14 protein-coding genes are annotated in these 13203 nt (G+C 67.2%); 6 read left to right on the forward strand and 8 right to left on the reverse strand.

The genetic code is table 11. The features are described 5' to 3' along the window. Window positions 1-51: 51 nt before the first annotated feature. From ACIQPR_RS29655 to ACIQPR_RS29670, 4 genes are all read right to left on the reverse strand, one after another. Window positions 52-1650 carry a methyltransferase gene (locus ACIQPR_RS29655; RefSeq protein WP_403654456.1) on the reverse strand — a complete coding sequence of 533 codons (1599 nt, stop codon included), beginning with the start codon at window positions 1648-1650 and terminating at the stop codon, window positions 52-54. Between the two features lie 27 nt (window positions 1651-1677). Continuing rightward, window positions 1678-2853, reverse strand: coding sequence for a 4-hydroxybenzoate 3-monooxygenase (locus tag ACIQPR_RS29660; RefSeq protein ID WP_403654458.1), 1176 nt, complete (start codon window positions 2851-2853; stop codon window positions 1678-1680). A gap of 109 nt (window positions 2854-2962) precedes the next feature. Further along, a complete protein-coding gene (locus ACIQPR_RS29665) occupies window positions 2963-4267 on the reverse strand; it encodes a DUF3500 domain-containing protein (RefSeq protein WP_403654460.1) in 1305 nt (434 codons plus the stop codon). 37 nt (window positions 4268-4304) lie between these two features. Continuing rightward, on the reverse strand, window positions 4305-4763 hold the full coding sequence (locus tag ACIQPR_RS29670) for an ATP-binding protein (RefSeq protein ID WP_403654462.1): 459 nt from the start codon (window positions 4761-4763) through the stop codon (window positions 4305-4307). Between the two features lie 130 nt (window positions 4764-4893). On the opposite strand from ACIQPR_RS29670, the gene ACIQPR_RS29675 reads away from it, so the two are divergent. Together ACIQPR_RS29675 and ACIQPR_RS29680 are read left to right on the forward strand one after the other, a co-directional pair. Further along, window positions 4894-5718, forward strand: coding sequence for a helix-turn-helix domain-containing protein (locus ACIQPR_RS29675; RefSeq protein ID WP_403654464.1), 825 nt, complete (start codon window positions 4894-4896; stop codon window positions 5716-5718). After that, on the forward strand, window positions 5715-5960 hold the full coding sequence (locus tag ACIQPR_RS29680) for a DUF397 domain-containing protein (protein ID WP_403654466.1): 246 nt from the start codon (window positions 5715-5717) through the stop codon (window positions 5958-5960). The genes ACIQPR_RS29675 and ACIQPR_RS29680 overlap by 4 nt, the downstream gene beginning before the upstream one ends. Here the strand turns inward: ACIQPR_RS29680 and ACIQPR_RS29685 are convergent. After that, entirely contained in the window at window positions 5950-6429 is a 480-nt protein-coding gene (locus ACIQPR_RS29685) for a hypothetical protein (RefSeq protein WP_403654468.1), read from the reverse strand. The genes ACIQPR_RS29680 and ACIQPR_RS29685 overlap by 11 nt on opposite strands. Before the next feature lie 220 nt (window positions 6430-6649). On the opposite strand from ACIQPR_RS29685, the gene ACIQPR_RS29690 reads away from it, so the two are divergent. After that, the gene (locus ACIQPR_RS29690) at window positions 6650-8386 is read left to right on the forward strand and encodes a hypothetical protein (protein ID WP_403654470.1); all 1737 of its coding nucleotides are present in this window, start codon (window positions 6650-6652) and stop codon (window positions 8384-8386) included. 592 nt (window positions 8387-8978) lie between these two features. On the opposite strand, the gene ACIQPR_RS29695 is transcribed toward ACIQPR_RS29690, so the two are convergent. After that, window positions 8979-9377 carry a MerR family transcriptional regulator gene (locus tag ACIQPR_RS29695; RefSeq protein WP_403654472.1) on the reverse strand — a complete coding sequence of 133 codons (399 nt, stop codon included), beginning with the start codon at window positions 9375-9377 and terminating at the stop codon, window positions 8979-8981. A 64-nt stretch (window positions 9378-9441) separates the two neighbouring features. Here ACIQPR_RS29695 and ACIQPR_RS29700 point away from each other — a divergent pair, with 64 nt between their 5' ends. Continuing rightward, a complete protein-coding gene (locus tag ACIQPR_RS29700) occupies window positions 9442-9861 on the forward strand; it encodes a hypothetical protein (protein ID WP_403654474.1) in 420 nt (139 codons plus the stop codon). Window positions 9862-9868: 7 nt separating this feature from the next. On the opposite strand, the gene ACIQPR_RS29705 is transcribed toward ACIQPR_RS29700, so the two are convergent. Further along, entirely contained in the window at window positions 9869-10405 is a 537-nt protein-coding gene (locus ACIQPR_RS29705) for a hypothetical protein (protein ID WP_403654476.1), read from the reverse strand. Window positions 10406-10551: 146 nt separating this feature from the next. Between ACIQPR_RS29705 and ACIQPR_RS29710 the strand changes: the two genes are divergently transcribed. Then, entirely contained in the window at window positions 10552-11346 is a 795-nt protein-coding gene (locus ACIQPR_RS29710; protein WP_403654478.1) for an intradiol ring-cleavage dioxygenase, read from the forward strand. 56 nt (window positions 11347-11402) lie between these two features. On the opposite strand, the gene ACIQPR_RS29715 is transcribed toward ACIQPR_RS29710, so the two are convergent. Then, on the reverse strand, window positions 11403-12059 hold the full coding sequence (locus ACIQPR_RS29715) for a DUF4360 domain-containing protein (RefSeq protein WP_403654480.1): 657 nt from the start codon (window positions 12057-12059) through the stop codon (window positions 11403-11405). Between the two features lie 269 nt (window positions 12060-12328). Here ACIQPR_RS29715 and ACIQPR_RS29720 point away from each other — a divergent pair, with 269 nt between their 5' ends. Next, window positions 12329-13177, forward strand: coding sequence for an intradiol ring-cleavage dioxygenase (locus ACIQPR_RS29720; RefSeq protein ID WP_403654482.1), 849 nt, complete (start codon window positions 12329-12331; stop codon window positions 13175-13177). The last annotated feature ends 26 nt before the right edge of the window (window positions 13178-13203 follow it).

Genomic DNA, 13203 nt, shown 5'->3' on the forward strand with positions numbered 1-13203 from the left:
TCCGCATCAGCGGCCGGGGGCCGAGCCGTACAGTGTCGCGGCCCCGCGCGCCTACCCGCGCACGGCGTGCAGCAGTGAGGCGCCCAGGGGGAGATCGTGGCTCGCCTGTACGTCGAAGCCCGCCTTCTCCAGCAGCAGGCGGTAGTGGTCCTCGTCGCGTTCCTGGCCGCCGACGTTGCACAGCATGTGGATGTCCCAGGCGATGGCCGTGGGCGCCGGCAACAGGCGTTCCACGACGAGGAGTCGGGCTCCCGGGCGCATCGCCTCGGCGCAGTTGTGGAGGATGGTCAGGCAGCGGTCGTCGTCCCAGTCGTGGAGGACCCGGGACAGCAGGTAGACGTCGCCGCCCTCCGGGACGGAGCGGGTGAAGTCGCCCGCCACGAACGCGCAGCGTTCGGGGAGTCGCGGGCGGGCCGCCTCCAAAGCCTCCGGGCGTTCCAGGAGCACGCCCTCCAAGTGGGCGTGGGCGCGCAGGAGTCGGGACAGCAGGGCACCGTTCCCGCCGCCCACGTCGACCACGCGCCGTACGGCCGAGAAGTCGACGAGGGCCGGTACCGGGGCGAACATCTCGGCGCTGGCCGCCATCGCGCGGTGGAACAGGTCGCCGAGTTCCGGGTGCTGGGCGAAGTAGGGGAAGTGGTGCTGCCCGTAGCGGTGGGCGAAGGCCTCCTGGCCGGTGCGTACGGAGTGGGTCAGCCCGTTGAAGGAGTCGTAGAACGGGCCGCCGTAGAGCCGGGCCAGTGGGTGGAGGGAGAACTCCGTGCCGGTGCGCAGGGGTTGGCCGGTGGCGGTGAGGTGGTAGGTGCCGTCGGCGGAGGTGAGCAGGCCCAGTGAGGTGAGGTAGCGCAGCAGGCGGCGCAGTGCGTCCGGGTCGGTGGCGGTGAGGTCGGCGAGGTGGTCGGCGCCGATGCCCGGGTGGTCGGCCAGGTGGTCGGCGATGCGCAACTCGGCCATGGTGGCGACCGCTTGGGTGGCCCAGGCGCCGGTCATCACGCCGAGCAGGGCGGTCGTGGGGTCGGGCAGCGGGGTGTGGCGGCCGGGCAGGCGGAGTTCGAAGCGGCGATGGGCCTTGGTGCGGTGGTAGAGGACGGTGACGTTCTCGTGGCCGTTGTAGCCGCCGCCGTCGGGGACCGCGCCGCCGCGCTCCTGGAGCAGGAGCCGCAGGCCCGCCGGGACGACCGGGCCGGGGGCGGTGACCGCGAAGGCGTGGTGGGACTCGTGTTCGGCGGCGCGTTCGGCGGCGGCCACGGCCTCCAGGGGCGAGTCCGGGGGGACGGGGAGCGCGAAGATCTCCACGCTGCGGGTGCCCACCGTGACGTGCACGATGGCGACCGGGGTCTCGGCGAGGGCGGGGCCGTGGCGGCGGGCGAGGCGTTCGCGGACGACGACGCTCGGGGTGACGGCGCCGGGTGCGAAGCCGAGGCGGCCCAGTTCCTCGCAGAGGCCGTCGAGGGAGTCGGGGAAGACGAGGACGGCGGTGTGGTCGAAGACCAAGTGCCGTGCCACGTCGGCCCGTTCGGCGGGGGTGAGGTCGGGGAGCAGTTCGGCCAGGACGGCGTCCGTGTCGTGGGCCTCGACGTAGGCCGCCGCGCGCCGGATGCGGAGTACGTCGGCCTCGGCGAGGCGCGCCTGTGCGACGGGGAGGTTCATGTGGGGTCCCGGTGATCGTGGGGAGGGTCAGATGCCGGTGTAGTTCTCGGCGAAGAAGTCCTGGTGCGTGCGGGAGGTGCGCAGGCTGTCGAGGCGGGCGTACTGGAGCGCGCGGCCGTAGCGGGCCTCGGCGTCCTCGGTGGTCGGGCCGTGCAGCAGGGTGCTCATCCAGTGGGAGAACTCGTGGGCCCGCCAGACGCGGGGCAGGCAGTCGGCGGCGTAGCGGGCGAGGTCGCCGTCGTCGCCGCGGGTGAGGGCGGACACGAGGGCGCCGGCGAGGCGTTCGGCCTGGAGCACGGCGAGGTTGGCGCCCTTGGCGGCGGAGGGGCTGATGAGTCCGGCCGCGTCACCGGCCAGCCAGAGGCGTCCGGAGCCGGGGCTGTCCAGGACGTCGGAGCGCAGGTCGACGACCGTCCTCTCCAGCACGGGCCCCTGCTTCAGCACGCCGAACTCGTCGGTCCTGAGCCGGATTTCCAGCTCGCTCCAGATCCGGTCCTCGCTCCAGTCGGCGGGATCGGTGCCGCGCGGGCACTGGAGGTAGTAGCGGGTGACGGTCGCCGTCCGGGCCATGTGCCCGGCGAATCCGCGGGCGTGCAGGGCGTAGCCGACGGCTTCGAGGCTGGGCGGGGCCTCGGCCAGCACCGCGAGCCAGGTCACGCCGTGGTCCCAGCGGGCGGCCCGGGTGCCCTGGGCCAGCAGGGTGCCGCGGCCGACGCCCCGGTGTCCGTCGCAGCCGGCGACATGGCGCCCGGTGATGTGCTGCCCGTCGCGCAGTCGCACCCGGCCCTCGGAGATCTCCTCGGCCTCGGCGCCGAAGCGGATCTCGCCGCCGCGCCGGAGGTACTCGGCGAGCAGGTCCCGTACCAACTCCTGCTGGGGGTAGACGGTGTGGACCTCGCCGCGCCCCAACTCGCCGTAGTCGAGGGTGAATTCGCCCTGCTCGCTGCGGAAGAGGCAGGTCTGATGGGTCCGGCCCCTGGCCGACAGCCCGGCGTCCAGCCCGTGTCGGGCGAGTACGCGCACGGAGTGGGCGGCCAGGAACCCCGCCCTGGCCCGCCCTTCGACCGCCTCGCGTCCGCGCCGCTCCAGGATCACGCAGTCGATGCCCCGGTCCAGGAGCAGGTTTCCCAGGACCAGCCCCGCCGGGCCCGCCCCGACGATCACCACCCCGGTCCGCTCCCCGGAGTCGAATCGTTTCCCCACAACCACCCCTGATCTTGCTTTTTAGGCCAATGCGTTTCATATCAGCCAGATCAGGGAGATGAACAATCAAAACAGGTTGCTTACCCCGTAAGGGTCAATTGGGCATATGTCAGTGGTCGTTGTCCAGGTGCAGCTTCAGCAGGTCCACGCCGTAGTCGCCCCCGTTGGGGGTACGGACGACGGTGTGGATGTGCTCCTGGGACGGGGTGCCGTTCGCGGCGGAGGCCCCGTGGTAGAAGAGCGGGGCCTGCGCGTCGTACTCGATGAGCACGACCGGGCTGTGCACGCGGTAGTAGAAGGCGGAGTCGTCCTTCGTCTCGCCCATCCAGTAGAAGTACGTGTCGTCGAGGTGCTTCTCCACCTCGGCCGTCCTGACCTCGGCGTGCCCCTCGCTGATGTAGCCGATGTACACCGCGGCCACGGCCAGGAGCTTCTTCCGCTGGGCGGCGGTGAGTTCGGAGCCGCGCAGGCCCTCGTAGGCGAGCTTCAGGTTGTCCGAGCCGGCGCCCGCCTTCATGTCCTCGTTGCCGTTGCCCTGCGAGGAGACCGCCTTCGCGAGCTGCGCGGCGGTGAGGGAGCGGATCATCGCCAGGCCCGCCGTGGTCTCCGGCCGGAACAGGCTGATCTTCTCGCCCTGGTACGTGGCCGTGGTCGGCTCGGAGCCCATGAAGGTCGGGGTCGCCACGACCTGGTCGCCGAGCACGAAGTAGTTGATGGCGACATGGTGGCCCTCGTACTGGAAGCCCCAGGGCTTGGTGGTCGACGGGGTGCCCATGAAGGTGAAGAAGTAGTGGCCCTCGGTCAGGGTCTTCTGGTTGCCGCCGTTCGAGTCGCCCAGGAACTGGTTGAGCTTCATGATGTTGCGGGTCTGCGTGAGGCCGTCGGCGGACAGCGCGACGCCGAGCAACGCGTAACCGAGGTCGCGCTTCTTCTCCGTCAGATCGCCCATCCGCACGCCCTTGCGGTCGTAGCCGTCGACGTTGCTCCAGGCCGTCCATTCGTCGGCGTCGACGTCGAACGTGCAGGACTTGCGCTCCTTCGCGGAGAGCCCGTCGAGGAACGCCTGCGCCGCCTTGACCAGCCCGTCCGTGGAGACGCCGGTCGAGTGGACGGTGAACAGGTCGTCGACGACCGTACCGTCCGCGGTGACGCCCTTGACGTCCGCGTACTTCACCTGCGAGACCCCCGGACCCATGCCACCACCTCCGCCCCCGCCCCCGCCGGGCCCGCCCGAGGGCATACCGCTCGGGGCGCCGGACGGCGCGGCGGAGGTCGAACTCGCCGTGTCCGACGAGCCGTTGGAGCATCCCGTCATGGTCGCCACGGCGGCGACACCACCGGCGAGCAGCGCCTTGTTCATGAACCAGCGGCGGCTGCGCTCGGATGCGGGGGTGTGGGGTCGGTGTCCATGCATGGGGGTCAGCGTCCACGCCCAACCTGAAGCGTTCTTCTCAGGGACCTGTGAGCAGGGACAAACAGCGCGGCACGTCGACCTCCGCGCACACGGTCTTCCCCAGCAGCGCCCGGTCCACCACCTCCCACCGGTCGGCCACGGCCGCCACGAGCACGAGCCCGCGCCCGGACTCCGCGAGCGGCAACGGCTCCCGTACGGCTCCGGGTCCCGGCGGACACGGCCCGCTGCGGGTGTCGGTGACCTCGATGCGGACACTCCCCGTGACGAGCGAGAGCCGCAGCTCGAAGTCCCGTCCCGGTACGCGGCCGTGCGTCACCGCGTTGGCGGCGAGTTCGGCGACGATCACGGCGACGGCGTGGGAGGTGTCGCTTCCGTACCGGATACCCCAGGTGTGGAGCTCGTTCAGAGCCAGGTGACGGGCGAGCCGGGCACCGCGGGGCGTGGGGCTGAGGCGCTGGGTGAACGTGTGTACGGTGGCGGGGGGCTGGGTGGTCATGTGCCCAATGTGGCGTTCAGGAAGGGCACTTCACCAGCTTCCGGGCCCGTACGCCGTGCGAGCGTACGGGGTCACCCGCTGGACAGTACGCGCTACGTTCCGTGACCATGTGCGCGGGAGGTGGGTGACCATGGTCGAGGGCAGCGGCGAGCCGGAGCCGTCCGACAGCCTGCGGACGTTCGGGGCGATGTTGCAGGCGTTGCGGGAGCATGCGGGGTTGAGCAGGGAGGAGTTCGGCAGGCAGATCGGCTTCTCCAAGCACACGGTGGAGTCGGTGGAGTTGGGGAGGCGGATGCCGGACACGGCGTTCGTCGAGCGGTCGGAACCGGTACTGGGCAATACCAGTGCGGTACGGCGGGCGGCGGAACATCTTGAGCGGCGACCGGGGTTGGCGTCCTGGTTCCGGCAGTGGGCGCTGAAGGAGAAGACGGCGATCACGCTGTACACATACGAGTGCCGGATGATTCCTGGGTTGTTGCAGACGGAGGCATACGCACGACAGCTGTTCACGGACGAGTTGCCGCCCCTCGACGACGAGCAGATCGAAGCGCAGTGGATGGAGAGGGCGAAGCGGCAACGATTACTGCGGGAACGACCGAACACCGCGTTCAGCTTCATCCTTGAAGAGCAGCTGTTTCTGCGGCAGACGGGCGGAGCAGAGGTCACGCGGGGACTCATCGACCACATCCTTGAGACCGCACGACTACGGAACGTCGAGATCCAGGTCATGCCGCTGCTACGCGAGTCACACGCCGGATTGCACGGTGCCGTCCAGCTGCTGGAGACCCCGAACAACAGATGGTTCGCCTACACCGAGGCTCCGGAGAGCGGGCAATTGATCTCCGAGGCGAAAGTGGTCAGCGTGCTGCAACAGCGGTATGCCAGGATGCGTTCACAGGCTCTCACTCCCGAAGACTCCATGAGCCTGTTGCAGCGGATACGAGGAGCGCTATGAGCAGCAGCGAACTCACCTGGTTCAAGTCGAGCTACAGCAGCAGCGGTTCCGGCGACTGCGTCGAAGTCGCCCTCTCCTGGCACAAGTCGAGCTACAGCAGCAGCGCCTCCGGCGACTGCGTCGAAGTCGCCACCTGCCCCTCCACCATCCACATCCGTGACTCCAAGAACAACCAGAACCCTCAGGGCCCCCAACTCGCCCTCTCCCCTGCCACTTGGGCCAAGTTCATCGTCACCCTGTGATCGAGGACTTCGCCATGCAGCCGCCGGCCGTCGCCGAACCGACGGCGCTCTGCTCCGCAAAAACCTTGCCCTTGTAGGTGATCCGGCCGTCGATGTCCGCGGCGATCGGCATGATCGCCGCGGACATGATGCCGCGCAGCACGACCGTCTTGGTCCAGGACAACTCGGGTTCCGACACCATTTCGGTCTTCGGCTCCACGGCCTTGCCACGGCCACCACGGAAGCCGATCGAGTCGACATTCCTCCCCGTGACCTCATAGGTGACGACGTACGTCTCACTCACCGGCCTGTCGACCGGATCGACCGGATCGGAACATGCGCTGAGGCCGATGGCGAAGCCTGTGACAGAGGCGCCGCAGGCAGCAGTGCGGATGACCCCGTTGATGAAGATCTCCCGGATCGTGAAGGTCGAACCCACGACCAACGGCAAAGGGAAAGTAAGGCCAAAGAGGTCGAAGATCCAGCCCAACCACCCACCTTCGGGAAGCCGCACAACACCGGCACGTCGGGCGGATGAACACGACGACAGCACGGACACAGACAGGGAAGCCCGGTGATCACTTAACCGCCGAAGGGGCAATCTTAAAGAGCCGCGATCTCCCAAAGAATGGCAAAGTGTCGGCGCATCCTCTAGGACCACCCTCATACTGAGGCACTCGCCATGACTGAACGTTGCCGGGGGGAACGTTTTGAAGACGCTGACGCTCACTTTTTTGTTTTTCATTGTGGTTGCAATTGTCCCGATCGGCGGCTTGGGGCAATCATGGGATGCGACAGTAATACGCAGCTCCTTGGCGGGAGCGATTTTTATCGGCGTCTGCCTGGCAGGGCAGAGATATCACGTAAAGAAAATCAAGAAGACGATCGTGACGCGAGAGTCTTACACCTCCGTCCCTGAGGACCGAGCAAAATCCCTCCAGAGGATGGCGGCGACGGGCGGCCTCCTGGACTCCTTTCAGGCCACGATCTTCGCCTTGGCCGTCACCCAGCCGATCGAGCTGAGGCAGAGAGTGGACGAGGTTTACGTGCCGCAGAAGCGTACGCTTCAACGATCGGTGACAGTGGAGTTTCAAATACCACCCGAGCTGATGCCCCTTCCCGAACAGGGCTCGGAGCAGGAAAAGAAAGATCCAACGAAGGAACAGCGAGTCCTCATACCCTTCGTCTTCGCCCGCAAAGGAAAGTATCTGGACAATCTCAAGGTCACCGACGGAGCCGGAAAGAATATCGGGGTTCTCTCCTACCGGGAATCCCTGCTCCTCTCTGCGGGCGTATTGCGAGTTCTCATCCTTGGCGCACTTCAGGCGAGAGACGGGAAACTGAGCCCAAAAGCCGCAGAGGCCGAACGACTCGCTCTCGCAGCGATCATTGAGCGCAACAATCCTGACATCGAACGGACTGCCAACTCCGCCGAGAGTGAGGCGGCTGTACGCGGACATGAAGCGCTGCTGATGATGCAGGATATTCGCAACACAGACTCTCGTGCTCTGGCCGTTCTCCTCGTGGAAAAACTCGCCAAGAACTACGCACTCGTCGCATCCGTCCCGCTCCCTCAGGACGGGCGCTTCGTTATCCGGTACGAGGAAACCACCATCCCCAAGCTCGATCTCGTACCCGAGAGGATCACGAGCAGGTTCGGCGAACGGGGAGTGGACCTCAAGAGACGCTTCAAGGCATTGCTGCGCGTCCTCCTGGGCACGCGGCCAGTCAGCCTGAAGGTACCTCTGGACAATGCAAGCACCTGTCAGAGCTTTCATGTCCACGTACAGAGCCCGGAAGGTCTCTATCTTGCCCACCAAGAATTTTTGCTGGGCGAAGAGAAGGAGGAGTATCTCACCAAACTGCAATACAACGCGCCCACCCCGCCGCATTACAGATTCCGCCGCAGACTTGGACAGCCGTACGCTCACTTCTATGGGCGATTCTTCCCGGAACCGAAAAATCCAGACAAAGCACCGACCCTGACGTTCCATTTCTTCGAGACTCCACCAGGGTCGTCATTCCGGGCGGCCATCGCCGCTGCGACATGCTTCTGGCTTGTGTGGGCAATTGGTCTTGTTATATCGATCAAGGGTAATCCTGGCACGGACGCACCGGCCTTTTTGCTGGTTTTCCCCGGCGTAGCGGCGAGTTGGCTGGGGTTCGACTCGAAGCCCAATAATCTCTTCGAGGGAACACTGACAGCACGCGTCTCCCTCTTCATCACCACAGTAGTGTCGATGACCGCCAGCGGCCTGTACATGATCAATGTGTCAAAAGTTGCGCTTCCTGTGCACCCAGGCACCTGGGGATTCGATTTCCTGGGGGTCAGCCGCCTTCCCTGGATGTTCCTGGTGGCTGTATCGCTGGTCAACGCCGCATGGATCATCTACAAGTGGCTGATGCACACGGCGACGTTTAAATTCCTTGCCGAAAGGGAACAGTAGCCGAGCGACTCGTTTTACAAGGACCGAGGGGGGAAGATGAATGTGAAGCAAGGAGTAAATGTTATGGATGGGAACAGTGATACTGCGGAAGGGGAGTCAGAAAAGGACTCTACAGAGGGTTCCGAGGAGGCAGGCCTCCTTGATTCTCTCTCCCGATGGATGCATGAAAAAGGCCCATTGCGGCACAGCGAAAAGGGCCAGTCGCAACAAGGTGAGGCAAGGCGAGTCGGCTACTCGGTGGAACCCGTCGGCTCTGTAGGCGAACCGAGCGTCCCAGTACCTCCGCGAGAGGCGCTCTACCGCGCTCTCCAAGGAATGTCCGCTTACTACGAACCGGCGATGACCGGCCTCAGCCAAGTGGATGTACCCCCTGACACAGACGAAGTTCCGTCCTGACCTCGATATCTCGATCGCTCACGAGAGCCCGCCGATTCGCCGGCAGGACCTGTTTTGCACACGGAATCCATGCTGCTGGGCGTCGCCTCGGGTCTCTGGGACTCTTCACACGAATGACGCTGGACTCGGCACGCATCGCCCTGGAACTGCGGACCGAATGGACGACATCATTTCCATCACTGCGGTGAGCACATCCTCACCCCGGGAATCCTGACCGTCCGCCCGCCCTCGCCACAGGCCGCGACTGCTCGCGCAGGGGGCAGTCCGTGCCTGCGCGGGCCGCCAACTCCGCGCGGAGGGCGGCCAGTTCGGCCATGCGGGTGTCAACGATCCGGATCTTGTCGGCGAACAGGGCCGACAGGGCCGCCGCCTGGTCGGGGGCCTGTGCCAACTCCTCGCCGTGTGAGGCGATTTCGGCCAGGGTGAAGCCCAGGGACTGTGCCGTGCGGACGTAGGCGAGCCAGGGGACCGCCTCGGGCGGGTAGTCGCGGTAGCCGTTCGGTCTGCGCTCGCTGGTGAGGATGCCGACCTGTTCGTAGAAGCGGAGGGCGTCCCTGCTCAGGCCCGCCCGTGTCGCCAACTCTCCTATGCGCATGCCCACATGATGACCCGCCGACCGCTTGACCTTGGACCGTGCTCCACTGTTTAGCGTCGGCGGCATGACGATCACTCGCTATCTCCGGGTCGTGCGGGCCAGTGCCTGGTACGACCTCGTCGTGACGGCCGGCTTCGCGACCCCGTGGACGTACGCGACGGTGCACGACGCGCTGTCGGCCCTCGGCCGGGACTGGGGGCTGGGTGTGCTGCCCGAACTCGACCCGGTACAGACCCTGTACGCGAATCTGATGGGGTCGGTGGTGGTCGTCTGGGCCGTGCTGCGGCTCGTCCGGCCGCTGGTGTCGCACGGGTTGCTCGACGGGGTGGCCCGGGTGCTGTTCACCGCCTGGCAGGGGTACGCCCTCGCCCAGGGTGCCCCTCGGTTCCTGTGGCTGTTCCTGGCCGTGGAGGCGGTGTTCGGCGTGCTCCAACTGGCACCGTGGTGGCGGGGAACCGAGTTGCGCGAGGCACCGGCGCGATGACGCGGGGCTACGGCAGGGCCCGTGGCGTACGCCCCTTCCTCCGTTCCCCGCGCCGGAGTTCGCGCCGCCGCTTCCCGGGCAGCGCCCCGGCGAGTTCGCCCACCGTCGCGAGGTCGTGGCAGTCGGCGCCGCGATGGCCCCGGCACCACCACACCACGCGTGCGCCATGGTCGGGCCCGTACTCCCAGTCCGCGCCCGTCCCCTCGGGGCGGGAGTGGGTGCCGAGCTTGTGGAACGGGCACTCCGGCCAGACCTGCCAGAGCAGTTCGATCACCGTGTCCTGCGCGGCTTCCGCGACGAGGGCGAGCGCGGCGCGGTCGGCGGCGGCACCGTCCGGTTCCGAGATCCCGTTGCCGTGCCAGGTGCCGTCGGACAGGGCGACGTAGATCTGCTCGCCGAGGTCCTCGTCCCCGGCCCAGGCCATCAGGACCAAGGGCTCCCGGTCGGGGAAGGTCGCCGCGAAGTCGCGGTTGACCGCGGCGAGCGCGGCGTCCAGGCGCGGGTACTCGCCGGGCTCGACGCGGCGGAAGTCGGAGTCGTTCACCTCTCGATCCTCCCCCGGCGCATCGCGCGGACCGGCGGCAGGTATCACCGTGGCCCATGTGCCGTGTCTCACAACGGACTTGACGCCTCGTCACTTTGCCACCTCCACAGCCGCCGGACAGACTCGGTTCCTAAGGTGCCGTGTCCATGACAGAAACCGAAGCGGGAACAGCAGGAACGGCAGGACCAACAGGAACCAATCCGATCGGGCGCCGCACCGTACTGATCGCCACCGGCACCACGGCCGCCGTGCTGGCCGTGGGCGCCGCCGCACCCGAAGCCCCCACGACCACCACCGCGGAGACCGCTCCGGCCGCCGCCGCGGCCGTCTGCACCCTCACCAAGGAGATGACCGAGGGTCCCTACTACCTCGACGGCGCCCTCGTCCGCGCCGACGTCACCGAAGGCAAGGCCGGCATCCCCCTCAAGCTGGCGCTCACGGTCGTGGACGACAGCACCTGCGCCGTGATCCCCAACGCGCTCGTGGAGATCTGGCACTGCGACGCGCTCGGCGAGTACTCCGGCTACGTGGGCAACAACGGCCACAGCGAACCGGACGACGGCACCTTCCTGCGCGGCGGTGTCCTCACGAACACGGCCGGACTCGCCAACCTCACCACGATCTACCCCGGTTGGTACCGCGGGCGCTGTGTGCACATCCACGTCAAGGTGCACACCGGCGTCACGCTCACCTCGGACGGCTCGTTCACCGGCGGCCAGGAACTCCACACCGGCCAGCTGTTCATCGACGAGACCATCACCACCGCGGTCGCCAAGATCTCCCCGTACTCGACCAACACGGTCACCCGCACCACCCTCGCCCAGGACTCGATCTACGACGGCGGAGGCGCCGCCTCCGGCCTCATGACCCTGACCGCGCTGGGCAGTTCGACCTCGTCCGGCTACACGGGCACGCTGACCCTCGGCGTCGAACAGAGCTGAGCCGAAGGGGTGGCCCGCGGTGCGAAGCGGGCCACCCCTCCGTCCGTCACCTCAGGTCACGAGCCCGGGCAGTGTTGCCACGCCATGTGGTAGATCGTGCTGATGTCGCCGTCCGTCGAGTCCATGGTCATGAAGCTGACCGCGCTCGACGAGGAGGAGCCGGCGGTGACCCGCAGCTCCGTGTTGATGTTGAAGTTGCGCTGAACTCCGCAGGGCGCCCACACCAGTTGGGCCCAGTCGGTGCTGTCGGTCGCCTGCCAGTTGTCGTCGTAGGGGCCGTTGAAGGGGTGGTTCTTGGCGACGGTCGCCGACGAACCCTGGAAGTAGTACGAGGCCTTCTGCGCACCGCTCGCGCCGCGCTGGAGCGAGGCGAAGCCCCGGTAGTCGGCGCTCGCGATGGCGTAGGTGAAACCCGCCGGAACGTGGACGACCAGGTTGAGCTGGCAGTTCTTGCGGAACGCGGTGGGGTCGGAGTTGCCGCCGACCTGGGCGAGATACGCGCTGTAGGTCACGGTGAAGGCGGTGTTGTCCTCGGAGACGGCGACCGCCGTCGTGCCCTGCGGGCAGCCCGAGCCGTTCACGGTGGCGACGTTGATGACGATCTTGTCCGGGGGCGGGTCGTCGAACACGGGCGACGAGGAGTGCTGCGCGGACGGCAGCGCGGTGGCGAGCAGCGCGGCGACCGCACCACTCAGGAGGAGCCCACCAGGCATGGTTTCTCCTTGGGGTTGGGGGGTGGCTGCGCCCCAAGTCTTTGAAGAAACAATGAAGTTCCTGTGAAGACCGACGGCGCGCTCGCATCGTAGGAAGCCGCGGCCGAAACGGTCAGGACGAACTCAGGCCATTCACAGACGCGCCTTTCACACTCTCTCCACAGTGTGTGAACTCTGTTGAAATAAGCGGGCGTTGACCGTTCCGTCCCCAGGACCTTCACAGCGGCACATTAAGGAATTCTTCAGGTACGCCCCTAACTTCGCTGCCCATGACGGGAAAACGAGAGCACTCAGAGCAACACGACGACCCATCCGCCCGGCACCGCCGGGCCAAGGGTCCGCAGCGCCGCCGGGTCCTGATCGGCGGCGGCACGGTGGCCCTGGCGGGCGGTCTGGTCGCGGCCGGCCTCGCCTCGGCCGACACGGTCACCAGCGGCACTTCGGCCACCGACGAGGCGACCAGCACCGTCGCCGCGGACGCGTCGGCCTCCGCCTCCTCCGGCGTCTGCACCCTCACCGCCGAGGTCACCGAGGGGCCGTACTCCCTCGACGGCGCACTCATCCGCACGGACCTCAGAGAGGACAAGGAGGGTGTCGAGGTCCAGTACACCTTCACGGTCGTCGACCAGGACAACGACTGCGCGCCGCTGGCCGACGCCCTCGTCGAGCTCTGGCACTGCGACGCGCTCGGCGAGTACTCCGGCTACGTCGGCAAGAACGGCCACACCGAGGACGACGACGGCACCTTCCTGCGCGGCGGGGTCCTCACCGACTCCAACGGCCAGGCGAGCCTCATCTCCATCTGGCCGGGGCACTACGTCTCCCGCGCCGTCCACGTCCACATGCGGGTGCACACGGACGTGACCGTCGCCGACGGCACCTACACCGGAGGCACGGTCGTCCACACCGGCCAGCTGTTCTTCGACGCGGACCTCAACGAGGCGGTGCAGGCCACCTCGCCGTACTCGGACAACACCACCGCCGAGACCACCCTGGCCAACGACACGATCTACGACGACGGAGGGGCCGCGTCCGGGCTGCTCACCCTGACCGCGCTCGGCACGAGCGTCTCCGACGGCTACACGGCCACCCTGACCGTGGGCGTCAGCACCAGTTGAACGGGAGGCAGTTGACCGAACAGCAC

This window comes from Streptomyces sp. NPDC091280, assembly GCF_044768565.1.
Lineage (GTDB): Bacteria > Actinomycetota > Actinomycetes > Streptomycetales > Streptomycetaceae > Streptomyces.